Genomic DNA, 26,478 nt, shown 5'->3' with positions numbered 1-26,478 from the left:
CTGCAATTACAAATACGGAATACTTTCCCTGATAAGGTTCGAAATCCATCCGGGAAACATACCCATACCGGCAACGCAGACAATCAATCCGGCCGTAGCTATTTTTTCGTACCAAACAGCATCCGTCAATTCCAAATGATGATCATCAATAACCGGACCGTATAATATTTTTCCAACTACTTTCAGTATATAAACAGCAGTGATAACGATTGACGATACTGCCATGATTGTCAACACTCTGTGGAACATGTCGGCATGTTCGAACGACCCTACGAAGATTGTCATTTCGGCCACAAATCCACTTAATCCCGGAAGACCCAGTGAAGCTAACCCCGCCAACACATAACAGACAGAAAGGAAAGGCATAATCTTCATCAATCCTCCCAACTGGCGAATATCTCGCGTATGAGTACGTCCGTAAATCATACCGATCAGGGCGAAGAAAAGAGCTGTCATCAAACCGTGCGAAAGCATTTGCATCACCGCTCCGGTCAAGGCTGTTTTATTTACCATCAATATAGCGAACAACACCAATCCACAGTGACTTACCGAAGAGTAGGCATTAATATATTTCAAGTCTGTTTGGGCAATTGCACCGAATGCCCCGTAAACCACACTTATACCTGTCAACACTAAGAATATCCATCCCAGTTCGTCAGCAGCTTCGGGCATCAAACGCATAGCGATACGGAAACATCCGTAACCTCCCAATTTCATTAGTACTCCTGCGTGAAGCATAGATACTGCCGTTGGCGCAGATGCGTGACCATCGGGCGACCATGTGTGGAATGGAAATAATGCTCCGAGTACACCAAAACCAAGGAAAGTCATCGGGAAAATCCAGCGTTGTGCTTCGATTGGTATTCCTCCGTTTTTAGCAATCTCTACGAAGTTAAACGACTCTATTCCTGAGTTGTAGAATATTCCGATAATCCCCACGATTAAAAGAGCAGAACCACCCATCAACATCAGGGTCAGTTTCATTGCCGAATATTCTTTTCGTCCTGTTCCCCAAAGTCCGATAAGCAGATACATCGGTATCAAAGCTATCTCGTAGAAGAAGAACATGGTGAACATATCCAACGAAATGAAGAACCCATATACCCCAACTGAGAGGAGTGTGAGCCACATAAAGAAATCTTTGGGTAGCGGGTTCATATTCCACGAAGCAAATGTACCTGTCAGTATGATGATTGATGTCAGCAATATCATCAACACCGAGATACCATCTACTCCTATAGCATATTTGATATTCAATGTTTTGAACCATGTGATGGAATCGTCATAGAATAACATTTCGCTAGTCGGATCAATCGCTCTTTCTTTATAAAACAGGAACAGAAGAGCAACAGCCATTATCAGTTCAACAACTGCCCCTATCACTGCAACTGTCCTTACTTGTTTGATATTCTTACATGGAATAAATCCAAGAAGCATCAACACGGGAACCAGAATAAATAATGAAAGAATATTCATTTCAATATATTTTTATACTTTGAATTAACTCAACAAAAATGCAATAAAGAATATAAATATGAACACAAGAGATAAAGCTCCTATCAGGTATACGAATATATATTGCTGTATATGCCCCGATTGCAAACCTTTAATCTTATCTGATGCTGCTTGTGTTACATAAGCCAACCCATCCATAAATCCGTCTACAATATGACGGTCGAACCAAGCTATTGGTTTAGAGATGCGGTCGAATATAATCTTACGTGTCACGAACAACCATATTTCGTCAAAATAGAATCTGTCAGATGCCCATTTATACAACCTTGGGAAGGTTTGTGTAAACTTGTTCGGTGCATCTTTCTTCTTGGCATACATAAGCGTAGCTACCACAATACCACCAACCGCAGCCAATGTGCTCAAGCCTGCAACAAGCATATCGATGTGTGCTTCGAACGCTTTTCCGTCCGATGTTATATATTTTGAGAACGGCACAAATCCGGAGAAAGCCGCAAGTATTGCTAATATAATCAACGGAATGGTCATCGTCGGACCGGCTTCGTGCGGTTTGTGATGATAGTCTTTATTGTTGTCGTACCAGAATATCCTGTAATATAGACGTGACATATAGAATGCAGTCAGACATGCAGCAAAGAACAACAATGCAAAAATAGCTTTGTTATGATGGAAAGCCGCCGCCATTATCTCGTCCTTACTCCAGAACCCGGAGAAAGGAAATATTCCGGCTATCGCCAAAACGGCTACGGCAAAAGTTATGTGTGTTATCGGCAGATACTTACGCAAACCTCCCATATCTTTCATTTCGTTGCTATGAACAGCATGTATAACTGCTCCTGCTCCCATAAACAACAAGGCTTTGAAGAATGCGTGAGTAAACAGATGGAACATAGAAGCCATATAACCCAAGCCATCGTGACCTCCATAGCCCGAAACGCCAAGCGATGTTATCATAAATGCAATTTGCGATATGGTAGAGAATGCCAGAACCCGCTTAATATCGGTCTGCGCACAGGCTACAATAGCCGCATAAGCTGCTGTTATCGCTCCCACCCATCCAATTATTTCGAGAACCGTTGTCCCTACATAGATCGGGAAAAGTCGCGCCACAAGAAACACTCCGGCAACAACCATTGTTGCGGCATGGATCAGCGCAGACGCTGGGGTCGGCCCTTCCATCGCATCAGGCAACCAAATGTGGAACGGCATCATTGCCGATTTTCCCGCACCTCCGATAAAGATAAATGCCAATGCCCACGATAATGCTGTACCACCCAAGAATGTAGCACCTACAGCCGAACCGATAAACGGAGCGTCAGGGTCGGTCAATGTTGCAAAATCGAATGTTCCGGCAAAATATGATATGATTAAAATACCTATCAAGAAAAATAAGTCGGCAAAACGGGTAACGATAAACGCCTTTTTGGAAGCGGCAACCGCACTCGGTTTTGTGTAGTAGAAACTGATAAGGGCAAAAGATGATACCCCCACAAGTTCCCAGAATATATACATCTGGAAAATGTTGGTTGCCACAACCAATCCCAGCATAGCAAAGGTAAACAGCGATAGCAAAGCATAGTAGCGTTGAAAGCCTCGTTCACCTTTCATGTATCCTAAACTGTAGATATGTACCATCAACGATACGGTTGTGATAACAACAAGCATCAACGCCGATATAGGGTCGAGCATGATACCCAGATTTATTTTCAGCTCACCATAAAATTGCAACCATTCATAGTTGAAGACAGGCAGAGACTGATATACTTCCCCAACTTTGCCCACAACAAAGAAATACTGATAAGCCGTATAATAGGCAACTGCTGCCATTACGCCCAGCGACAACGTGCCCAGCACTCCTGCCACAAGAGGCTTCATTTTATTGCCCAACAACCCCAAAACCAGAAACATTAAGAAAGGCAGGGCAAGCAATATTAACGTATAAGACATATTTATATCGTTCATTTTATTTTTCTCTTAGTGTTTCAACTCTGTTATATTTTCGTCAATATATATACGCTTCACATTACGATATATATTTATTATGATTGCTATCGCTATGGCTGTTTCTGCAGCAGCAATGGCAATACCGAACAAGGCAAAGAACATTCCTTCCATTTGTCCGGGATACAAGTAGCGGTTGAACACCACAAAGTTCAGGTCAACTGCATTGAGCATCAATTCTAATGAAACAAGAACCATTATCATGTTCTTGCGAGACAAGAATCCGTAAACTCCTGCAAAAAACATTAGTGTACTGATAGCCAAACAAGCCTCCATTGGAATATTATTCATATCTCTTTATATTTTTTAGCGTTTACGCGCAATCATTATACCTCCTATTATACATGCCAGAAGCAACAAACTGATAGCTTCGAACGGAAGCAGATATTGGTGCTGATCTGTGCCCATCATGGCTGTCCCTATTGTTTGCATGCTTATATAGTCTATCTCTGCATATTTAAATATTTTTGTCACATTATAAAATATAATATGCCCGCAAATAACTAAACCTGACAAAGCAGCCAAAGCAGCCAGAAACATCCGCCAGGGCTTTTCAAACTTCACATTAACTCCGGGTTGATTGGTCAACAATATGGCAAAGATAAACAAGACCATGATGCCACCGGCATAAACTGCTATTTGCACCATTGCCAGAAAGTGATAATCGAGCAGAAGGTATATCCCTGCAGTAGCCAATAGCACAAACAAAAGAAATGTTGCCGCCCTGATAATTTTCTGTGTAGTAACAGCCAAAATTGAACATCCGGCTATTATTGCTCCCAGAATTAAAAATACAATTTGTTCTCCCATAATCAATATATAAGTAATTGATCGAATTTAATGATATATTTTATATAGTTACAAGTTACTTCGTCCTTTGGACAGTTGCGAGTAAACGAGGTCAGCACTTTGCAGACTTGTTATTCGTCTACTTGTAACTCGAACTGATTAAAGATTACTCTTTTGTTTCGTTGTCCTTATCTGCGCTCGCTTCTGCCGGTGGCTCTGCCGCTTTTTCAGGAGCTGGTTTTGCAACAGGAGCAGGCTTTTTCTTCTCCCGCAACTTCGATCCTTCCTTATTCAGCCTCATTCTTAAACGGCTATGTGTAAATACAGAATTTTCGAAATCCTGATCAAATATTATCGCATCTTGAGGACAAGTAATAACACACAAATTGCAGAATGTACACATTCCCAAATCGTACTGATGCTGGTCAAGTATTTTTTTCTTTTTACCATCTTCCGTCTCAATCATCTTCGACAGAACTTTTATAGTTCCATTAGGACAATTCATCTGACAAATACCGCAAGCCGTACAAGCATGTTCGTTGTTTTCGTCATGAGGCATTATCAATACCCCTTTGAAACGTGGCGACATCTCCAACGTCTTCCTGTTTTCGGGATATTGCTGTGTTACTTTCTTTGCAAAAAGTTCTTTCAGGGTGACGGACATACCGGTCAACAAAGACCAGATGCCTTTAAACATTCCTGAAAAATATTGTGATACTGAACTCATTTCTATATTCTAAGTTTAGTGTATATATAATCCGTAAATTACGATGATTACCATCAAAATAAGGTTCACCATATTGATTGGCAACAGATATTTCCACTCCAGATTCAACAACTGGTCGATACGCAAACGAGGGAATGTCCATCTAACCCACAAGCTAAGCATAACGAGGAATCCTGTTTTTCCGAAGAACCAAACAAAAGACGGTATAAAGTTCATTGCAGTATTAAATCCGTCCCAACCTTCAACCTGAATCGGTTGCCATCCTCCTAAGAATACGGTTGTTGCAATACCTGCAATGATAAACATATTCAAATATTCGGCCAGATAATAGAACCCGAATTGTAATCCTGAATACTCAGTATGGTAACCGGCAGTCAACTCCGACTCTGCTTCGGGCAAGTCAAAAGGTCCACGGTTTGTTTCGGCATGACCTGCAATCAGATAGATAACAAATGCTATTACTGCAGGAATGTGTCCTCTAAAAATATTCCAATGATAAACATATTCTTGTTGATCTACAATTGTAGATAGCTTCATCGTTCCTGTCAAGACAACGATTGTCATCAACGCCATTGCTGCAGAAAGCTCGTAGCTGATAAACTGAGCACCGCTTCGCATTGCTCCGATCATCGAATATTTATTGTTACTTGCCCATCCTGCTAGTAGTACACCAATAATGCTTAATGATGAAACTGCTATAAGATAGAAAATTCCGTTGTCAAAGTCCACTACGTGAAGGCCCCGTCCAAAAGGCAATGCCCCGAATGTAAGGAACGAAGACACGATCATGAAGAAAGGCGCAAGATAGAACAGGAACTTATCAACGTTGTCGATGCGAATAATTTCTTTTAGCAATATCTTGATCATATCGGCAACACTCTGAATGATACCGAAAGGCCCTACACGGTTCGGGCCCAAACGTGCCTGAAAAAATCCGGTGACCTTACGTTCAACATAAATCAATGCCAAAGCTATTACTGCATAGGCCGTTAACAAAACAAGACCTATTAATACATACTCAATAGCCAAAGCCGCCCATTCCGGCAGATTTGTTTTCAAGAAATTATCGAGTAAGTCAAGATAATAGGGTGCTTCAATATACTTTATCATATTGTTTAAATATAAATAATCAAAATTAACGGTCAATATCTGGTATCACATAGTCCATAGACCCTCCGATACCAATAAGGTCTGATAGTTTTTCTTCCCGGCAGATCAATGGCATAGCCGAAACAAGTGCCATAGATGGCGAACGGAATTTCAGGCGATAAGGAGTTTTATCTCCACGGCTTTCGATGTATACTCCAAATTCACCACGGGCAGCCTCAACACGCTGATAATATCGACCTTCGGGCAATTTGATAATAGCCTTTGTTTTCGCTTGAAAATCTCCATCCGGAATATTGTCTACCAATTGTTCCAATATTTCCAACGATGTTTCTATCTCGTCCAAACGATTCAGGTAACGGGCATAAGCATCGCCTTCGGTGCGAATGATTTCCTTGAACTGAACCTTATCGTAAATTGAATAAGGCTGATGTATACGAAGGTCGCAAGACCAACCCGAACCTCGTCCGGCAGGACCTGTAACTGCATACGAGATAGCATCTTCTTTGGTCATGATTCCGAGGTCTTTCATACGTCCAAGAGCGATAACGTTTCCTGAGAATAGTTTGTGATATTCTTTCACACGTTTTCTCATCTCGATGATGAAAGCATGGATGTCTTTTTGGAAACCATCATATATATCGAACATCACACCGCCAATCACATTGTAATTGATGATGAGACGCCCTCCACTAAGTTTTTCGAATATTTCGAGAATCAATTCCCGCTCACGCATTCCGTAGATGAAGGCGGTTGTTGCACCCAAGTCCATACACATGGTTCCCCATGCGATAAGGTGCGACTGTATGCGGTTCAATTCGTCCGTAAGCACACGGATATATTGCGCCCGTTCGGGCACTTCTATTTCGGCTGCTTTTTCAACGCACATACACAACGCATGGCGGTTGATGTTTGCCGAAAGATAGTCAAGTCGATCTGTGAAATGCAATATCTGAGGATATGTAAGGCTTTCGCTCAGTTTTTCTATTCCACGGTGGATATATCCGCTATGCACATCAATTTTTTTCACTATTTCGCCGTCCAGCGATGTGCGAAAGTGCATAACCCCGTGCATGGAAGGGTGCTGCGGACCAATATTGATGATATAATCATCTTCTTCAAAAATCCTCACCGTTTCCTCTTTCAGTCCCTGTTCGGTTTCCACTATGCGGGGAGCGATATCAATAATATCACGGCTCTCAAGATTTACCGGATTGATTGCCGGATCTGCATCGTAATCTTTTCTCAACGGAAAACCAACCCAGTCTTGGTTAAGGAAAAATTTACGCATATCGGGGTTGTTTATGAAACGTATACCCAACATGGCATAAATTTCACGCTCATTAAAATGAGCAGTCTCCCACAGATCGGTAACAGAATACAGAAGCGGTTTTTCCCTATCCGTTGTCGAGGTTCGAAGAACAAGTTCTTTTGACACATCTTGCGAAGCTGACAACATATACAATACGCCCAAAGCCTCGCCCTGATCTTCCCCGATCATCATAACGAGGAAATCGAAAGGCATGGCTTCATTGTAACGCAATGTTTTTGCCAGAAGATGTAGTTTGTCAGATGTTACTGTAACCGTCAACTTTTGCGTTTCATCAACCACCGCATCCGGTACAGTTTTTAAGATTAGCTCCTTTATCTTTTCCATTGATACTTTGTTAAGGTCTCAGACCTTTTTATTGCTTTGGCAAGTATAACAGCTTAAACCGGTTATAACTTAAATGCATTCATTAATATTATTATTAAGCTATAAGCTACTTATTTTTTCACTTTAAAAAGAAAGCGTTCCATTTTTATTTTTCGTTGCAATTGCATCAACCCATAAAGCAACGACTCAGGGCGTGGAGGGCATCCGGGCACGTACACATCAACAGGCATAAACTCGTCAATTCCCTTCACCACATGGTAAGAGTTGACGAACGGACCTCCCGATATGGCGCAACTTCCCATCGCAACCACATATTTAGGCTCGGCCATCTGGTCGTATACACGTTTCAACAGTGGCGCCATTTTGTGCACGATAGTTCCTGCCACCACAATACAGTCGGCCTGACGAGGACTGTTACGAGTAACCTCCATACCAAAACGTGCTATATCGTGCTTTGCCGCCGCAGTTGCCATAAATTCAATACCACAGCAACTTGTGGCGAATGCCAAAGGCCAAACAGAATTTGAACGTCCCCAATTGATCAGGTCGTCCAACACACCTACAACAACAGGAACCCCGTTTTTGCGAAGCTCTGCCACCATTTCTTCCAAAGACTGGTTGTCTTTGAATTCATCGTTGGGTATACCCTTTATATAAATGTTTTTTACTTCCATTTCAATGCTCCTTTTCTCCAGGCGTAAGCTAAACCCAGTCCCAGAATTAACAAGAAAAATAAAATACTGATTAGCCCCGGTGTGCCTAGTTGTCTGACAACGGTTGACCAAGGGAATAGAAATACTGCTTCTACGTCGAACAAAAGGTAGAGGATAGCATATAGATAATATCCCACCTTGAATTGCATCCAAGATGTTCCGTGAGTGGGTATACCACACTCATAGGCCTGACCTTTTTGTGCGTTGAAAGAACTGGGCGATAAAAGTATTGCTATGCCTAATCCGGCACAAACCAAAAACATCCCAGTGATGAGGACCGTTAAAAAAAGAGATTCTTCCATGTTTAATCCTATGAATTAATCCACACTTCTCCAAAAGTGTTATTTCATGTTCTATTTTTAGCCATTATTGATAGTTCCAGTTTGCAAATCGGAACAATGTCGCAAAAGTAAAATATTATTTTCGGACGCCCAAGAAAATACCTATTAAAAAAGTGCCAGATATTTTTTAGTTTCTTAAAAGTTGTAAACGAAAGCCGTTTTTGCTTTCATTTTGTCAAAATGTGGCAGATCATGAAAATTCACCCCTACTTTCGGGCAGACCACCCCCTCTCTATTGGAGAGGGTTAGGGAGAGGTGTATTCAACCACTGATTCGCACAAATAACCGAAAAACAACATTTTGTTCGAGACTTCCAGCTTATTGTTAAAATAACAAAACCGATAAAATATCCCATTCACTCGCTCGTCTTCAATAACAGAACGGCACGCCTGATAATTTTTTATTATTCAATGTGAATCAGTAGTTGAAAAGTGTTCAATTATATTAGTCGTTTCGCCTAACGGGTTTAAACGTGACATTTGGCTAATTGACGGGGTACCCACACAGCGCAATAAGCGATAAGAACAAAAAGCTGTTTGAGCATAGCCGAACCATTCTGGTTTTAACAGGCTTTTGGTGCGAGTTATTTTTTGTTCAGCTTATAAGCTGTATAGTGGGTCGGCAAGAAGCCTAAGTCACAGAAAGCCTTTTTGATTCCTTTTGAGGCTTGGGTCAAAAGGAATGCAAGGAATTTTAATTCCGCGCAGTGTATTATATAATAAAAAGGAACACTTTTCAACTACTGATTGACATTACTATAAAATGTAGAGGATTAATACAATTTGAAAATTATGTTAGACGAAAATTATGAAAAAAGGAAGGATGATACTTTAGAATTACCGATATTAGTATCCTTGATAACAATTCTGGGACTTGTTATTCATTTAATCTTAGTAGGAGTATTTATTTAGAAAAAGAAAAATTATGAAAAAAATAAAAAGAATTTGGCACGGATTTGCATTTATAGCAGTTTTTGCCGCAGCCATAGCAATCGTAATGTTATTATGGAATGCCTTGATTCCGTCAATCATAGGGTGGTCTGCTATCAATTATTGGCAAGCAGCAGGACTTATGATACTTTGTCGCCTCTTGTTTAGCGGATTTGGTAGAGGACGCATGCACAGACACAGACACGGAAAATTTGGCAAACACTATTTCAGCCAAAGAGAGAAATCGGAATTGCGAGACAAATTGAAGGGCATGTCTCCTGACGAAAGGCGTGAATATATACGCAACCACATGCGTGGAGGGTTTGGCAGATTTTGTGGCGAAGAAGGATGCTCTACGCCCGGCGAAACCGACAATAAATGAGGACTGTCATAAACGTAAAAGAGGATTTTCCTATGGAGAACAATGTTTCGGATATATTTATGAAATATCAATCGCAATTGAAGGGATTTATAAACAAGAGAGTCCCCTCGAAAGAGGATGCTGAAGATATTTTGCAAAATGTATTCTATCAACTGATGAAGGTTGACCTGAAGGAAAATCCCATCAATCAGATGTCTGCTTGGCTCTATTCTGTTACGCGCAACCAAATAATAGACTTTAGCCGCAAACACAAGGAGGAAGAAATGCCTTACCTCAGAGACAACAACGGAGATGTATCTTTCATTAAGGAACTTACCGACATGATATTGGATGAAGATTCTTCTCCCGAAATGGAATACCTGAAATCTTTAATCTGGGTGGAGTTGGATAGCGCACTGGGCGAACTACCCGTCGAACAGCGCGAAATTTTTGAACTGACGGAGCTACAAGGATTCTCTTTCAAGGAAATTTCCGAATCGACAGGAATAACCGTCAACACACTCATCTCAAGAAAAAGATACGCTGTGCTGCACTTGCGTGAAAGGCTGTATGATTTATACAATGAGTTATTGAAAGATTAACTAACCTTATTACCATTTTTCGGCAAATGATAAAATCGGCAAACGAACCCTTTGTATATCTCCGGGTTCGTTTTTTTTGTTACTCTCGAAATAGTCTCATTTCTAAGTTGAGTATGCTTTAAGTTCTTCGGACACCCAATTCTAAAAGCTCTGAATTCTCAAGGCATAAAAATAGCCATCTGTTACCGCTACTCTTGTATCATGAATGGTTCTACTGGAGTTACTGGATGCCCATACGGATACATCCATAGTAGAGGTTACGTCTAGCAAGAAATTGACCGACACAAAGGCCTGATAACCTGGGGCGGGTTCTGGCAAAGCAGCAGCATGATAAAGATATGCATTTGTATCATCGCGTCTTAAATGCAACCACGAATGGAGACCGGTATGTGGGACTGCACCCGCCGTTAAGGGTATATTCCTAGTTGTTATCCCGGCAAAAATAAGCCATTTACCCGGAGTTAGCCTCAGTGGCGTTGCTGTTATATTGTCGGGAAAGCTCCAATTTCCTGATATTGAATCCGAAACGATCAAACGTCCCTCCGTTAAATCCAATGGACTTCCCCAGCTTCCATTTCCATTTGCATCCGATATCAGAACCTTACCTACCGATTGTGTTCCGTCTCGCAGACGAAAACCACCTCCGGCTGTTGAAGATCGGATATCAACTTTTGTCTGAGGCTTATTCGTCCCTACCCCAATTCTGCCTAGAGTATCTACCACCACATCGTCTGCCACATTCACATTTCCATTTGTGTTTCTTCTTCCATCAATGTGAAATACTCCCTGTGGTGATTCCGTGTTCACTCCTACCTGCCCATAAGCGACGGAACAGGCAATAAATAATAATAAAAACAATAATTTTTTTTTCATGATTTTTAACGTTGTTTGTCGTGTTTGTTTTTCCGATTCCAGTTTGCTCCCACAAATTGAAAATTGTGTTTAATAATTGAATACTTGATAGATATTAATCTGTCACTATGTAAGTGACGGAGGGGTGATAGTTGGTATGATATTCTTTTTATTATCAAACAATTAAGAAAGCAGACATTCCGACATGTGAAACATTAGTAAAACATTGGGAAAGATTTCCTATTTACATAGAAATTTATCTCACCTTAAATACATAAACAACAACAAGTTACAGTCAGAAACAGAAATACACCTCTGAAAAATATTTGTTACACATTGGTTAAACATGCACAAATACAAACACTTAAACAAACATAGAAAAATGAGTCATAATTATAGAAAGGAAGAGCCTTTGATCAGATTTCGAACTTTTGAACAAGGCTCTGTGTGGGAAGAAATGGATAAGGAAAGTAAAATCATTCTGATCACAAAAGGGCAATTAGATATTTCCCTCAGCATGCAAAATTCGTTAATGATATCAGAATCAGGATTGTTTTTTCTGCCTGTGGGAACTAGCTTGTCTGCAAAAATTTTAGATAAAAGTTCGGTTGTTGTAATAACAATAGGGGAAAACAACTATCCTGCAAATCTGAATATCAGCGGTATGCACGAACAGAAACCGGATATTTACAGTTTGCGAATGAACCGTGTATTGAATGCTTATGTACGTTCTCTTCAAATATACGAGGAAAACAAAGTTTATAGCAATGCTCTGTATACCCTAAAAGTCAGAGAGTTAATATATATACTCAGAGCCTCATATTCGGATGAGGAACTAAGCGATTTCTTCCGGTCGCATTTGGCGAATGACTTTCATTTTTCGGAACAAGTGTATAAGTTATCACAAAACACGCTAAATGTGAAGCTGTTGGCTAAGAGCATGAATTACAGCTATTCGGGATTTAACAAAAAGTTCAGGAAAGTTTTCGGCACAACTGCCTATTTGTGGCTTCGACAGAGAAGAACGAATATGGTATACTATGAAATTTATTATACTAATAAAAGCCTGAAACAAATATCGGCGGATAATAAATTCTGCACCTTGTCTCACTTCAACGAATTTTGCCACAAAAATCTGGGGAAATCGCCCTCCGAAATTCGTAGGAAAGGAGATATGGATAGCATGCATAAAAAAAGAACCTCCGTCACTTACATAGTGACAGAGGCTCTTTTACGCTGATTATTAAAAAACAAAGGTATGTATTTTTTTCAATTTAGCTGCATGGGCAATCGTTAAAATTTGTTTCGACACAAAACAAAGACAACACCCTATCTTCTTTTTTCCTTGAAGAAATTGATGATAAGCTCCGCACAATCGTGCTCCAAAATTCCTCCGATAACTTCAGTTTTTGGATGCAAGGCTTTGGGTGAAATCAAGGAATAGCCACGTTTGAGGTCTTTTGTTCCGTAAACAATTTTAGGTATTTGCGACCAACCCAGTCCTCCGGCACACATCGGACATGGCTCCACCGTGACGTAAAGAGTGCAGTTGGCAAGATATTTACCGCCCAACACGTTTGCCGCAGCCGTTATAGCTTGCATTTCGGCATGAGCCGTAACATCGTTAAGAGTTTCTGTCAGGTTGTGAGCACGGGCAATAATCTTGTTGTTACAGACAACCACAGCTCCTATGGGAACTTCGTCTTGCTCATAGGCACGTTTAGCTTCAACAAGTGCCTGTCGCATAAAAAAATCGTGATTGAGAATTTGATTTTCCATCATCTTCTCATTTCATTTTCACCGAAAAGGGTGGGATAATCCTGATCCAGATTCTTGAGTATGTGCGAAATAATGGTTTCCCTATACCAGCGCGATTTGTTCGATATTTTATATTTTTTCACGTACGAACATATCAGATTATACTCTTCTTCGTTCAGAGAAAAGTTAACATGTTTTGTGCGTGGCAATTGTGCTCCTTTTTTTTGTTTCATCACTGCAAAAATAGGATGCTTTATCGAATAAATGAAGAAAAAGTTACTCTTTTTGACTGATAAGGCAGATATTGCGGCTTTATTGCGAAGAAAAACAAAACAGGTTGTCCGAAAAAATCCGAACAACCTGTTTTTGTGACTATTTGATAGAAAAATTAGCCTAAAAGTTTATCTATTTTTTCAACTAATGCTGTTTTTTGTACTTCTCCTACCTGTTTATCCACAATTTCTCCATTTTTAAAGAACAGTATCGTAGGAATATTACGGATACCAAATTTGGTTGTAATCTCGTCATTATTATCTACATCAACCTTTCCGATAACTACTTTGCCATCGTATTGTGTTGCTAGTTCGTCTACAATCGTGCCAACCACACGACAAGGACCACACCATTCGGCCCAAAAGTCGATTACTACCGGTAGGTCTGAATTTAGTACATCGTTAAAAGTTGCGTCTGTAATTTCTAATGCCATAATTGTTAATTATATCTTTAAGTTTTTATATATTTTCTTAATAAAACAGAAGCACAAAAGTAATCAATCTTTCATACTAATGAAAACAGAATGTTGGTCAGTTAATGTTAAAAATAATATTCTCGTTTTCCGTCAAATAGTTAATTATCTCTTTGTCAACATTAATTTTATAGTTTCGTGCAAACAGTTCTACTTTCATATTTCTTTCGCCGTCTACTATCTTAAAATATAACAAAGTACTTCCCGTATTGTTTTTGGTCAACGTCGATAGTTCGTCTACAATCTGGTTGTTCAGTTCGTGCAAAGGCAGGGTAATAACTATCTTTTCTATCAGTTTATCTTTCACATCGGGGAGCAATTGGATAGAAAGGATTTTCAGCTCGTATTGGCTCGCGTCAAACCTCCTGCCCTGAACCCGGCCTTTTATATACACATAAAGACCTTCTTTTCCGTATTTACTGAAATTGATGTAATCGTCTCCGAACAAGGGTATTTCGCCACTGCCTGAATAGTCCTCTATCTTGATGATCATATACGGTTTCCCGTTTTTGGTCATGCCCTCGCGCACTGCGGAAACCAAACCACCCAAAGAGACTTCCTTATCTTTCAGTGCCTCCTTGTCTTCTATCTCTGCCATTCTTACATTGCAGGCATATTCCAACGCTATTTTATATTCGTCAAGGGGGTGTGCCGACAGATAGATACCAATCAGGTCACGTTCTTTATTCAAACGTATAAGGTCTGACCACTTTTCTGCTTTCGGAATTTCGGGACGTGCTATATCGAATGATGTATCGTCACCGAACAGAGAGTTTGCGGCTTGCTGCTTGTCTATCTGATATTTGTTTCCGTAGCGTATCAGCATATCTATAAATATTTCTCCTTTTGCATTTGGTTCGAAGAATTGCTCCCGGTGCATATTCGGAAAGTTGTCGAAAGCCCCGGCTAAAGCCAACGACTCTATGTTCTTCTTGTTGCATGCACTGAGGTTGACACGCTCCACAAAATCGAAAATGTCTTTGAACTTCCCATTCTTTTCTCTTTCTTCGATAATGTTGTTCACGGCTCCTTCGCCCACACCCTTCACGGCTGCAAGTCCGAAACGAATATCCCCCTGCGGGTTTACCGAAAATTTCAGGAACGACTCGTTCACATCAGGCCCGAACACGTTTATATCCATGGCTTTACATTCGTCCATGAATTTCGTGATTTCGGTGATGTTCGACAAGTTTCGTGAAAGCACGGCAGCCATATATTCCGACGGATAGTTTGCTTTCAGCCATGCAGTCTGGTATGCTACCCAAGAATAGCAAGTTGCATGAGATTTATTGAAGGCGTATGACGCAAATTTTTCCCAATCGGCCCAAATTTTATTCAGTGTTTTCACCTCATGCCCATTTGCCTTACCTCCTTCAAGGAACTTTTCCTTCAATGCGTTCATCTTGTCGATGAGCTTTTTACCCATCGCCTTACGAAGTTCGTCCGACTGACCTCTGGTGAAGTTTGCCAGAAGACGTGAAAGAAGCATGACCTGTTCCTGATACACGGTGATTCCGTATGTGTCGCTCAGGTAACGTTCCATAATGGGGATGTCGTATTTTATCTCTTCACGCCCCTGTTTACGGGCAACGAACGACGGAATATAGTCCATTGGTCCCGGACGATAAAGGGCATTCATCGCAATGAGGTCTTCAAACTTACTCGGTTGAAGTTCTTTCAGGTATTTTTGCATCCCGGCCGACTCGAACTGGAATGTTCCGGTTGTTTTTCCGGCACTGTACAGTTCATAAGTCTTTTCGTCGGTCAGTGATATTTTGCTTATATCAATGTCTTTGCCTGTTGTATGTTTGATGTTTTCTACCGCTTCTTTTATGATAGACAGGGTTTTCAACCCCAGAAAGTCCATTTTTATCAAACCTGTTTCTTCAATCACAGAGCCTTCGTACTGAGTAACGAGCATGTTTTCGCCCGTTTCCTTGTCTTCGGCTGTGCTAACGGGCACAATGTCGGAAATATCCTGCCGCCCGATTATGATTCCACAAGCATGCACACCCGTGTTGCGCACATTGCCTTCGAGCATCTGTGCATATTTCAGCGTATCTCTGGCTATGGGATCGGAGCCTATTGCTGCGCTTTTTAGTTCGGGCACATATTCTATGGCATCCCTCAACGTAATCTTTTTCTTGTCGGGAATTCTGTCAGGCACAAGTTTAGCCAGCCTGTTCGACTCTGACAAAGGAAGTTTTTGCACGCGGGCAACATCCTTTATAGCCGATTTTGTAGCCATCGTACCATAAGTAATGATGTGGGCAACACGGTCGTAGCCATATTTCTCGGTCACCCAGCGCAATACCTCTCCACGACCGTCGTCGTCGAAGTCGATATCAATATCGGGCATGGATATACGGTCGGGATTCAGGAACCGTTCAAACAGCAAGTCGTACTTTATCGGGTCGATATCCGTAATTCCGAGGCAATACGCAACAGCCGACCCGGCAGCCGATCCACGTCCGGGACCGACAGCCACACCCATTTTACGGGCGGCGGCAATAAAGTCTTGCACAATGAGGAAGTATCCGGGAAAACCCATCGTCTTCATTGTGTCCAGCTCGAAGACAAGCCGCTCTTTTGTGTCATTATCCATTTCCGGATAACGCTCGGCAGCCCCTATCATGGTAAGGTGGGCAAGATAATCGGCTTCAAGTTTCACCCTGATCACCTTGTCATATCCTCCCAAGCGGTTGTAAGCATCCTCGCCAAATTCGGTGATCAAATCTTGCTCCGAATATTTTTCTTTGTAACCCTCTTCCGTGCCAAATGATTCTTCGATCATGAAATATGGCATCAAGGCATCGGAGTCGATAGAATAGAACTCAACTTTATCTGCTATTTCGAGTGTGTTGGACAATGCCTGCGGAACATCAGCAAATAGTTGATTCATTTCGGCAGTTGTCTTCATCCACTCTTGTTTGGTGTAGCGCATACGGTTTGGGTCGTCCAGATCTTTTCCCGTACTCAGGCAGATAAGACGGTCGTGAGCGTCGGCATCTTCTTCATTCACAAAGTGAACATCGTTTGTAGCAATAATTTTGACTCCAAATTTCTCACCCAGCTTTAAAAGTTCTTTGTTCACCTTTTCTTGCAGAGGATAGGCCTCGGTGTTTGCATCGGGACGTGATGTTTTATGCCTTTGCAATTCGAGGTAGAAGTCATCTCCAAACAAGTTTTTAAACCACATAACAGCCTCTTCGGCTTCCTTCATGTCTCCGGCGGTGATCTTCTTCGGTATTTCTCCTCCAAGACAAGCGGAAGAAACGATTAATCCTTCGTGATATTCTTCCAGAAGCTCTTTGTCTATACGAGGACGCATATAGAAACCTTCCGTCCAGCTTTTCGACACCATTTTTATGAGGTTCTTGTATCCGGTAAGGTTTTTCGCCAACACCACCAAATGCCAGCCGCTCATGTCAGGCTTACCCTCTTTTAGTTTGCGGTTGCGCCGAGCCACATAACACTCACAGCCAAGGATGGGTTTGAACAGATGAGATTCTTCTTCGGCAAGTTTGGCTCGAAGTGTCTCGATCTTCTCTGTCTCCCCGTTTTTTTCAGCCTCTTTGATCTGTTTTTTTATATCCTTAATGTTGCCATTTACCGGACCATTCTTTTTATTCGCATAATTGAAGAACTCCTTAATCCCGAACATCGAGCCGTGATCTGTGAGCGCAATGGCTTTCATGCCATCTGCTTTTGCCTTATCCACAAGGCGGGGTATGCTTGCCTGTCCGTCCAACAACGAGTATTGAGAGTGGACATGAAGATGTATATATGGTTGCATATCGATTAAATTTTTTAGAGCATAAAGATACTAAATAGGCGATGAGATATGAAGTTAAATAAGACAAATAGTTTTTAACACCTGTCTCACTAAGTATCAGAGCCTATTTCAAGCTAGATTGTATCCGACCGATTTTTTTAGCTGATTATGTTTGTTGTTCAATTACATTAGTCGTTTATACCGGCGGGAGCGTTACTTGTTTGCCCAGTTTTCTCTGTCCAGATTCCTGTAATTAATAGCTTCGGCAAGATGCTGTGGTTGTATGGACGGAGAATTGTCCAGATCGGCAATTGTGCGCGACACCTTCAAAATCCGGTCGTACGCCCTTGCCGACAGGTTAAACCTATCCATTGCAGTTTTCAATAGTTGCAGACCGTTGTTGTCGGGCGAAGCGTACTTTTGCAACAGTTTGCTATTCATCTGAGCATTGCAGTAAACCCCGTCTTCGTCCTTGAAGCGTTCTGCCTGAATTTCACGTGCCCTTATCACCCTATGCCGTATTTCCTCACTCTTTTCGGCTTCTGTTTTAGACGAAATTTTCTCGAAGGGAACAGGCGTTATTTCAACCTGAATGTCAATCCTGTCCAATAGTGGCCCTGAAATCTTATTCATATATTTATGCACAGCACCCTGAGGGCAGATACATTCTTTTTCCGGATGATTGTAATATCCACAAGGGCACGGATTCATTGACGAAACCAACATAAAACTAGCAGGATATTCGACCGAAAATTTTGAACGGGATATGTTTATTTTCCTGTCTTCGAGAGGTTGGCGCATAACCTCCAGCACGCTGCGGTTGAATTCGGGCAGTTCGTCAAGAAACAAAACTCCATTGTGAGCGAGGCTTATCTCTCCGGGTTGAGGATAGGCTCCGCCTCCAACCATAGCAACATCTGAGATGGTGTGGTGAGGCGACCTGAACGGACGCAAGTTCATAAGGGAAGTCTCGACACCGATTTTCCCTGCCACACTATGTATTTTGGTGGTTTCCAGAGCTTCGTGCAGTGTAAATGGCGGTAAAATGGACGGGATTCGTTTAGCCATCATAGACTTACCTGCCCCCGGTGGACCTATCATTATCACATTGTGTCCTCCGGCAGCAGCAACCTCTAATGCTCTCTTCACATTTTCCTGCCCTTTTACGTCTGAAAAATCGAACTCAAAGTTGTTTTGCTTTTGATTAAACTCGGCACGCGTGTCTACTTTGGTCGGGGTCAATGTTGCTTCGTCATTGAAGAAGTCTATAACTTCGTTTATATTTGTGACTCCATAAACATCCAGATTGTTGACAACTGCGGCTTCTCTGGCATTTTTTTCGGGAAGGATAAATCCTTTAAATCCCGCCTCCCTAGCCATAATGGCTATGGGCAGAACACCTTTTATGGGTAAAATAGAACCGTCTAAAGACAATTCGCCCATGATAAGGTAATCTTCTATTTTATCTGTTTTCAACGAATCGGATGCCGCCAATATGCCGATAGCAAGAGGCAGGTCGTAGGCGGTTCCTTCTTTTCGGATGTCGGCGGGCGACATGTTTATAACCACCTGTTGACGTGGAAATTTATGTCCGTTGACTTGCAATGCAGAGATTATACGCTCGTGACTTTCTTTGACCGAAGCATCGGGCAACCCCACAAGCATAAATTTTATACCTTTCGAACAGTTTACTTCAATAGTTATCAGTGTAGCATTGATGCCTTGCACGGCTGCTCCATATATTTTCGCAAGCATTTTTGTAAAACTCTATTGGTGTAGTTGGCAAAGAAAATAAGAAAATGTCAAATAACCAGAATTGTTATTTGTCTTTTTCTTTCTCTTCCTTCAATTTGTCCATAATATCGGGGAGGGAGGTAATTGAGAAGTCTCTGTCTACAATTAATCCTTCGGGTGATATCAGTATATAGCTGGGAATGCCGGTTATGTTGTACAATTTGATAGATTCGGCAGTCCAACCTCCTGTATCTGAAAGCACAACCCACTCTTTAGGAAAAGAAGCCACGTCCTTTTTTATGGAGTCGTTTTTAGAGTCGATATAGATGAACGAAAAGACAATGTCGTACTTGCTTTTCTTTAGTTTAGAGAACACTTCTTTTGTGTAAGGCACATCCGCTTCACAAAACTCGCAAGTGGACGAAACAAATGCCAGCAAAAGATATTTTCCTTTATACTTCGACAAATTGACTTCCGTCCCGTTCAGATTTGAAAGGCTGAAATAAGGAGCGGAAGATCCTATCTGCGATCTTTTCACATACTCACTGTATGCCTTCAATTCTTCGGTCAGATAGTAAGAGGCGGCGTCACCTTTCAGCTTGTCCAACTCTTCGGTCAGCACTTCTACCGACGCTTTCTTTTTGAAAAAAGCCTCTATCAGTAACACACTTGCTATTTTGTCCGGATTGTTTTGTATGTATTGTTTAGCCTTGCCCGATAATTCGAACTCAACGTTTTTCAGTTCGGCCTGCTTGGCTATTCCGTTAGTCTCGGACGTATCGTTCAAAGCCTTATTCAGTTCGAGCAAAGAACCGATCAACGCTTTATTTTCTTCTTTAAATTTTGTCAGGTCGTCGTTCACATCACCACCCTTAACCGTCATTAGTTCAGGTGTGTTTACATCCCCGTTTATTTTTATATTCCACCTTTTGTTCAAAAACACAGGAATCATTTTCTTGTCATCATCCAGATATAAATAGCTCTGATACAATGTGTCTACATTTCCTTTGTACGAGAAGTGACCCTTTTCGTCTACTTTTATGGTATCAACCACAATAGAATCCTGATTGAACTGTGTTGCCAGAATAACATAAGGTTTTTCTATGTTCGACAAACGGCCTTCAATCGTATACGACTCATCAATTTTCTTTTCTTTACAAGATAATATGGCGAAAGAAAGAATGAAGCAAACCAATACCGGTTTATATATATTTTTCACGAAGTATGTCATTGTTTTTTTATGAGAGTATAATAATTTTATCAAAATCACATCTTAAGAAATTCAATTAAAGATGCTTAGCATAGTTATAAAAAGACTTGTAACCGAACAATCCCCTTTCAGACTACAAAGATGTTTAAAAATTCTTAATTAATAACAAAAAGTATTACATTTTTGTTCACTTTTATTGAAAATTTAACTTAATAGTTTAGCTGATATTTTCTATGCTCAAAATCCAAAGAAATGACTAACTTTGCACATTCAAAAAAAAATAGCATAAAACGTTATGGAATACAATTTTAAGGAAATAGAAAAACGCTGGCAGAAATATTGGGAAGAAAACAATATTTATAAAGTAACCGAAGACAAAAACAAGAAAAAATATTATGTGCTCGATATGTTCCCTTATCCGTCGGGAGCAGGGTTGCACGTTGGTCATCCTCTCGGTTACATTGCGTCCGACATCTTTTCTCGCCATAAACGTTTGCAAGGCTTTAACGTTTTACACCCAATGGGTTACGATGCCTACGGGCTTCCGGCCGAACAATATGCCATACAAACAGGACAGCATCCTGCCATAACCACCAATCAGAACATAGACCGGTACAGGGAGCAACTGGACAAAATCGGTTTTTCTTTCGATTGGAGTCGTGAGATACGGACTTCCGAACCAATATATTATAAATGGACACAATGGGCATTCATCAAAATGTTCAATTCATATTATTGCTACGACGAGCAGCAAGCTCGCCCGATAGAAGAATTGATCAGCGTTTTTGAAATGCAAGGTGCGAAAGATATGAACATTGCCTGTGGCGAGGAATTATCTTTCACTGCCGAAGAATGGAAATCTAAATCAGAACAAGAGCAACAAGAAATATTGCTGAACTACCGTATTGCTTATCTGGGCGAAACTATGGTGAACTGGTGTGCTGCATTGGGCACTGTTTTGGCTAATGACGAGGTCATCAACGGTCTTTCGGAGCGTGGAGGATACCCTGTTGAACAGAAAAAAATGCGTCAGTGGTGCTTGCGTGTTTCGGCTTATGCTCAACGCCTGCTCGACGGTTTGGACAAAATAGACTGGACCGAATCAATCAAAGAAACTCAACGCAACTGGATCGGACGATCGGAAGGTGCGGAAATGCAATTTAAAGTGAAAGACTCTGATGTTTGTTTGGAAATCTTCACGACCCGAGCCGACACTGTTTTTGGAGTAACATTTATGGTTCTTGCTCCTGAAAGCGAATATGTAGAAAAACTGACCACACCGGATCAAAAAGCTGAGGTGGACGCATACATTGCCGCGACCAAAAAACGCACCGAGCGTGAACGCATGGCTGATAAGAAAATAACCGGCGTTTTCTCCGGTTCCTATGCCATTAATCCGTTGAACGGAAAAGAAATCCCAATCTGGATTGCCGACTATGTATTGGCAGGATACGGAACAGGTGCTATTATGGCTGTCCCTGCTCACGACAGCCGTGACTATGCGTTTGCAAAGCACTTCAATCTGCCGATCATTCCGTTGATTGAAGGTTGTGATGTGTCGGAAGAAAGTTTCGATGCTAAAGAAGGAATTGTGATGAACTCTGACTTCTTGAACGGACTGACTGTAAAAGAAGCTATTGAGAAAGCTAAAGAATATATCAAGGACGCAGGTATCGGACGAGTAAAAACAAATTACCGTTTGCGTGATGCCATTTTCTCTCGTCAACGCTATTGGGGAGAGCCTTTTCCTGTATACTACAAAGGCGATATTCCTTATATGTTACCTGAAAATTGTTTGCCTTTGGAATTGCCGGAAGTGGACAAGTTTTTACCCACCGAAACAGGTGAACCGCCATTGGGCAACGCTACAAAATGGGCATGGGACGCAGTGAACAATAAAGTTGTTGACAAATCGGAAATAAACGACGAAACCATCTTCCCGTTAGAACTGAACACGATGCCCGGATTTGCCGGATCTTCTGCATATTACTTGCGCTATATGGACCCGCACAACGAGGAGGCATTAGTAGCGAAAGACAAGGACGAATATTGGAGAAATGTAGACCTTTACATCGGTGGAACCGAACACGCCACAGGACACTTAATTTACAGTCGCTTCTGGGATAAGTTCTTGTACGATGTAGGCATTTCGTGCGAAGACGAGCCTTTCAAGAAATTGATAAATCAGGGAATGATTCAGGGACGGAGCAATTTTGTTTACCGTATCAATGGAACAAACAAATTTGTGTCTTTGAATCTTAAAGATCAATATGAAACTACAGAAATTCATGTGGATGTGAATATCGTAGACAATGACGTTCTCGATTTGGATAAATTCAAGGCTTGGCGACCTGAATTTGCCACCGCCGAGTTCATTCTTGAAGATGGAAAATACATCTGCGGATACACTGTTGAAAAGATGTCAAAATCTTATCACAATGTAGTGAATCCCGATGATATAGTTGAAAAGTATGGAGCAGACACATTGCGCCTCTACGAAATGTTCCTTGGACCATTAGAGCAGTCAAAACCTTGGGACATGAACGGTATTGACGGGGTTCACCGTTTCTTGCGCAAATTCTGGAATTTATTTTATAAAGGAGAAGAATTCTCTGTTTCGGACGATGCTCCAACAAAAGAGGAACTGAAAGCATTGCATAAACTGATAAAGAAAATTTCTCATGATATTGAGAATTTCTCTTTCAACACATCTGTTTCTGCCTCAATGATATGCGTAAACGAATTGACAGCATTGAAATGCAATAAAAGAGCAATCTTGCAAGAATTAGTCATTGTCATTTCTCCGTTTGCGCCACACATTGCCGAAGATTTGTGGCATAGTTTAGGCAACAACTCTACCGTTTGCGATGCACAATGGCCTGCCTATAACGAGGAGCATTTGGTGGAAGATGTGATCAACTATACAATTTCTTTCAACGGAAAGGCGCGTTTCAACATCGAATTTGCCGCCGACGCCAGCAATGACGAAATTGAAAAAACAGTATTGGCTCACGAAAGTTCAGCCAGATGGATGGACGGAAAAACTCCGAAAAAGGTGATTATAGTTCCTAAGAAAATTGTGAATATAGTATTATAAAAACAGCTACCGGAATGCCTACGAAATATCTGAAAGATTTTTATTGGCGAGACTATGTGACTATGACACTTGGTCTTGCTTTGTATGCGATTGGCCTTATTGGCTTCATCAAGCCGGGAGGAATCGTAACCGGAGGACTGACCGGTATTGCCTTACTTGTAGAATACAGCACAAAAGGAGTCATTCAACTGCAAAATGTTTTTTTTGTGGTGAATTGCGTACTTCTGCTTCTGGCTTTCAAGGTTTTGGGATTTAAGTTTATCGTCAAAACATTGTACAGTGTTGTTGTCTTAACTTTGTTTCTCACTATTGCCCGACACATTATAACCGAGCCTCTGATTGAGGAAGAACCTCTTCTTTCGGGTGTTATCGGAGGGATGATGTGCGGAGCCGGCATAGGTTTGGTGTTCAGTGTAAATGGCAGCACAGGCGGAACGGACATTATTGTTGCGATAATAAATAAATATAAGAGCCTAACTTTTGGGCGGGGAATGATGCTGTGTGATTTAACTATTATTTGTTCATCCTATTTCGTTTCCCAAGATTATAACAAAATTGTAGCCGGACTTATCGTAATGGCCGTGATGACCTATGTTATTGATATGGTTATCAATGGATTCCGTCAATCGGTGCAATTTCTTATTTTCTCCGAAAAATACGAAATCATAGCTGATGCTATCAACAAGGAACTTAAAAGAGGCTGCACAGTGCTTGATGGAACGGGGTGGTATACGAAAAAATCGACGAAGGTGATCATACTTCTGGCGAAACGCTCCGAGTCGGTCGATATATTCCGAATGATACGCAGCATAGACGAAAAGGCATTTATTTCTCAAACCAATACCAGAGGTGTTTATGGCGAAGGTTTCGATCAAATGAAATAATCTGAAAATACACTTATGACAAATAATCAATAGATAAAAAAGAAATAACGATGAAGCAGTCCCTGGCTACGAATCGTGGTATTTAGCAAAACAACTATCAATTAGCTATTTATTTATCGAGCAAAAGCGTTATTTGATTCATTTGTAGCGATGTATTGAATTGTTGATTTATTATAAGGAACACTAATACTGACAGCATTAGCCGTAAACAAAAAAAAGAGATGTGTCAAAAAAAATTACATCTGACACACCCCTCCTAACTATTCGTCAAAATTAATCGTGTTTGTAAATATCCCAGCCCAAATATGTTTCAACGGCCTCGAAAACAATATCCTGAACATTGCCTCGACACATTGCCACATGATGTTCAAATCCGTTCTTACACATATATTTCATCAAATTCTGGAGATTAGGAACTTCCGTCACGGCGATGCAACCATCCATTGCGTAAGGATCGTCAGTGATGTTGCCTTCTCCCAAATATGATTTGATAATGCCTTTGGTATCATCGGTTGAAATTCTGAAATAAGTGAACGGCCCACTTGTAACCTTAGCCAATACGGCTCCGAATGTATTTTCGGTTCCCATCGTACGGCTCAACACTCCCAGATTACCCAATTTCAGGTCGTTCTTAACGAAACTTTTCGGGAAGTTTCCGCAGTGCGTACATACACATTTGTTGCGATCTTCTGCAAAATTATTGTTCCAATCTACAATAGCGGAAGCGTTTCCTGAGGCAAGAGTCAGCACATACATAGAAATTGCTCCGGCAATATCCACTTCGCAAGCACTCGGAATCAGTTTGTCGCCCAACATACTCATCGTTACACAAGCTGCACAACCATAATTTGCCTGCAACGAATCCCAACATTGAATAGCCACAGCATCAATATCGTTTGCCGCTATCCATTTTTCCACAGCCAAACCGAATTTTGCCTGTTTCAACAATTTTTTCTCATATCCACCCGGAACAAGCGCATAGCCGTGTATCTCCTTAACCCGGTTGAGAAGCATATTATCATCGTCGGCAATAGCATCGGCCATGCCCAGAATTTCAGATAAATCGACCGGAACAACAGTTATTCCTGTACGTTGAAGAATTTTCTCAGACGCACGAACTGTCTGGAATCCCGCAGGACGAGCGCCGATAGCACCGATACGTGCTCCTCTAACGTTATTCACTACTCTACAAATAGCTGCAAAACGGTTGATATCTTCCAAAAGCAACGGGCTGTTTATAGAATAGGTATGCAATGTTGTATCTGTGAACGGAATACCATACTGATACAAATTGTTGCAAACAGACAACTTGCCGCAGAAAGCATCACGACGATTGTCTAAGTCTACCTTATCATTATCATCGTCACATGCCTGAACAAGAATAGGAACATTCAGGTTGGCTAGTTGAATGGCATTGATAATACCTATTTCAAAACCAAAGTTAGGAAGGGTAACAATAATACCATCAATCCTTTCACGGTTCTTTTTGAAAAGTTCGGCACATTTGATTCCGTCCTCACGGGTTTCGATACTACCCGAACCTGTCGGAGTATCTTCTTCGTCTAGTATAACATAGTCGTAGTTATTCTCGGTTAAGACTTTTGTCAATGTCGCGCGAACGTCTTTAGCCAAAGCCGAATTGAAATAGCTGCGTGTAGCCAGTATTATTCCAAATGTTATTTTCTTGTTCTTCATGATAGTTAATTTTTAATGATATGTTTTT

The 26,478-nt window shown here is 41.1% G+C and carries 22 protein-coding genes; 5 read left to right on the top strand and 17 right to left on the bottom strand.

Translation table 11 applies throughout. The features are described from left to right. Positions 1–6: 6 nt before the first annotated feature. From D0T56_RS02970 to D0T56_RS02930, 9 genes are all read right to left on the bottom strand, one after another. Entirely contained in the window at positions 7–1,476 is a 1,470-nt protein-coding gene (locus D0T56_RS02970; RefSeq protein ID WP_163318642.1) for a NuoM family protein, read from the bottom strand. A gap of 24 nt (positions 1,477–1,500) precedes the next feature. Further along, a complete protein-coding gene (nuoL, locus tag D0T56_RS02965) occupies positions 1,501–3,435 on the bottom strand; it encodes an NADH-quinone oxidoreductase subunit L (RefSeq protein ID WP_163318641.1) in 1,935 nt (644 codons plus the stop codon). Between the two features lie 12 nt (positions 3,436–3,447). After that, the gene (gene nuoK, locus D0T56_RS02960) at positions 3,448–3,765 is read right to left on the bottom strand and encodes an NADH-quinone oxidoreductase subunit NuoK (protein WP_163318640.1); all 318 of its coding nucleotides are present in this window, start codon (positions 3,763–3,765) and stop codon (positions 3,448–3,450) included. Between the two features lie 15 nt (positions 3,766–3,780). Beyond that, positions 3,781–4,284: an NADH-quinone oxidoreductase subunit J gene (locus D0T56_RS02955; RefSeq protein ID WP_163318639.1), complete on the bottom strand. Its 504-nt coding sequence runs from the start codon at positions 4,282–4,284 to the stop codon at positions 3,781–3,783. Positions 4,285–4,429: 145 nt separating this feature from the next. After that, positions 4,430–4,990, bottom strand: coding sequence for a 4Fe-4S binding protein (locus D0T56_RS02950; protein ID WP_163318638.1), 561 nt, complete (start codon positions 4,988–4,990; stop codon positions 4,430–4,432). 15 nt (positions 4,991–5,005) lie between these two features. Continuing rightward, the gene (gene nuoH, locus D0T56_RS02945; protein WP_163318637.1) at positions 5,006–6,100 is read right to left on the bottom strand and encodes an NADH-quinone oxidoreductase subunit NuoH; all 1,095 of its coding nucleotides are present in this window, start codon (positions 6,098–6,100) and stop codon (positions 5,006–5,008) included. A gap of 25 nt (positions 6,101–6,125) precedes the next feature. Beyond that, on the bottom strand, positions 6,126–7,754 hold the full coding sequence (locus D0T56_RS02940) for an NADH-quinone oxidoreductase subunit D (protein ID WP_163318636.1): 1,629 nt from the start codon (positions 7,752–7,754) through the stop codon (positions 6,126–6,128). 110 nt (positions 7,755–7,864) lie between these two features. Further along, positions 7,865–8,428, bottom strand: a complete 564-nt coding sequence (locus tag D0T56_RS02935; RefSeq protein WP_163318635.1) for an NADH-quinone oxidoreductase subunit B — start codon at positions 8,426–8,428, stop codon at positions 7,865–7,867. Continuing rightward, a complete protein-coding gene (locus tag D0T56_RS02930; RefSeq protein WP_163318634.1) occupies positions 8,419–8,769 on the bottom strand; it encodes an NADH-quinone oxidoreductase subunit A in 351 nt (116 codons plus the stop codon). Before D0T56_RS02930 ends, D0T56_RS02935 begins: the two co-directional genes overlap by 10 nt. A gap of 963 nt (positions 8,770–9,732) precedes the next feature. Here D0T56_RS02930 and D0T56_RS02925 point away from each other — a divergent pair. Together D0T56_RS02925 and D0T56_RS02920 are read left to right on the top strand one after the other, a co-directional pair. Further along, complete coding sequence (locus D0T56_RS02925) at positions 9,733–10,119, top strand: hypothetical protein (protein ID WP_255491004.1); 387 nt, start codon at positions 9,733–9,735, stop codon at positions 10,117–10,119. 32 nt (positions 10,120–10,151) lie between these two features. Continuing rightward, positions 10,152–10,700: an RNA polymerase sigma factor gene (locus D0T56_RS02920; RefSeq protein WP_370458779.1), complete on the top strand. Its 549-nt coding sequence runs from the start codon at positions 10,152–10,154 to the stop codon at positions 10,698–10,700. A 141-nt stretch (positions 10,701–10,841) separates the two neighbouring features. On the opposite strand, the gene D0T56_RS02915 is transcribed toward D0T56_RS02920, so the two are convergent. Next, positions 10,842–11,573, bottom strand: coding sequence for a hypothetical protein (locus D0T56_RS02915; RefSeq protein ID WP_163318632.1), 732 nt, complete (start codon positions 11,571–11,573; stop codon positions 10,842–10,844). 361 nt (positions 11,574–11,934) lie between these two features. Between D0T56_RS02915 and D0T56_RS02910 the strand changes: the two genes are divergently transcribed. Beyond that, entirely contained in the window at positions 11,935–12,792 is an 858-nt protein-coding gene (locus tag D0T56_RS02910; protein ID WP_163318631.1) for a helix-turn-helix domain-containing protein, read from the top strand. A gap of 89 nt (positions 12,793–12,881) precedes the next feature. Here D0T56_RS02910 and D0T56_RS02905 read toward each other — a convergent pair whose 3' ends face one another. From D0T56_RS02905 to D0T56_RS02880, 6 genes are all read right to left on the bottom strand, one after another. After that, on the bottom strand, positions 12,882–13,331 hold the full coding sequence (locus tag D0T56_RS02905; RefSeq protein WP_163318674.1) for a nucleoside deaminase: 450 nt from the start codon (positions 13,329–13,331) through the stop codon (positions 12,882–12,884). Continuing rightward, positions 13,331–13,543, bottom strand: coding sequence for a hypothetical protein (locus tag D0T56_RS02900; RefSeq protein WP_163318630.1), 213 nt, complete (start codon positions 13,541–13,543; stop codon positions 13,331–13,333). Before D0T56_RS02900 ends, D0T56_RS02905 begins: the two co-directional genes overlap by 1 nt. Before the next feature lie 155 nt (positions 13,544–13,698). After that, positions 13,699–14,016, bottom strand: coding sequence for a thioredoxin (trxA, locus tag D0T56_RS02895; protein WP_163318629.1), 318 nt, complete (start codon positions 14,014–14,016; stop codon positions 13,699–13,701). Positions 14,017–14,113: 97 nt separating this feature from the next. Continuing rightward, positions 14,114–17,851: a DNA polymerase III subunit alpha gene (dnaE, locus tag D0T56_RS02890; RefSeq protein WP_163318628.1), complete on the bottom strand. Its 3,738-nt coding sequence runs from the start codon at positions 17,849–17,851 to the stop codon at positions 14,114–14,116. A 192-nt stretch (positions 17,852–18,043) separates the two neighbouring features. Beyond that, positions 18,044–19,585 (bottom strand): YifB family Mg chelatase-like AAA ATPase, encoded by a 1,542-nt coding sequence (locus D0T56_RS02885; protein WP_163318627.1) that lies wholly within the window; start codon positions 19,583–19,585, stop codon positions 18,044–18,046. A gap of 64 nt (positions 19,586–19,649) precedes the next feature. Beyond that, entirely contained in the window at positions 19,650–20,783 is a 1,134-nt protein-coding gene (locus D0T56_RS02880; protein ID WP_221412326.1) for a DUF4369 domain-containing protein, read from the bottom strand. Positions 20,784–21,069: 286 nt separating this feature from the next. Here D0T56_RS02880 and leuS point away from each other — a divergent pair, with 286 nt between their 5' ends. Both leuS and D0T56_RS02870 read left to right on the top strand, forming a co-directional pair. After that, on the top strand, positions 21,070–23,871 hold the full coding sequence (gene leuS, locus D0T56_RS02875; protein WP_163318625.1) for a leucine--tRNA ligase: 2,802 nt from the start codon (positions 21,070–21,072) through the stop codon (positions 23,869–23,871). A 14-nt stretch (positions 23,872–23,885) separates the two neighbouring features. Beyond that, positions 23,886–24,755 carry a YitT family protein gene (locus tag D0T56_RS02870; protein WP_163318624.1) on the top strand — a complete coding sequence of 290 codons (870 nt, stop codon included), beginning with the start codon at positions 23,886–23,888 and terminating at the stop codon, positions 24,753–24,755. Positions 24,756–25,028: 273 nt separating this feature from the next. Here the strand turns inward: D0T56_RS02870 and D0T56_RS02865 are convergent, their stop codons facing one another. Then, positions 25,029–26,450, bottom strand: a complete 1,422-nt coding sequence (locus tag D0T56_RS02865) for an L-fucose/L-arabinose isomerase family protein (RefSeq protein ID WP_163318623.1) — start codon at positions 26,448–26,450, stop codon at positions 25,029–25,031. Positions 26,451–26,478 lie beyond the last annotated feature (28 nt).

The organism is Dysgonomonas sp. 520 (genome assembly GCF_010501095.1).
In the GTDB taxonomy this organism is placed as follows: domain Bacteria; phylum Bacteroidota; class Bacteroidia; order Bacteroidales; family Dysgonomonadaceae; genus QVMP01.
This window is presented reverse-complemented; position numbering and strand designations above follow the sequence as displayed.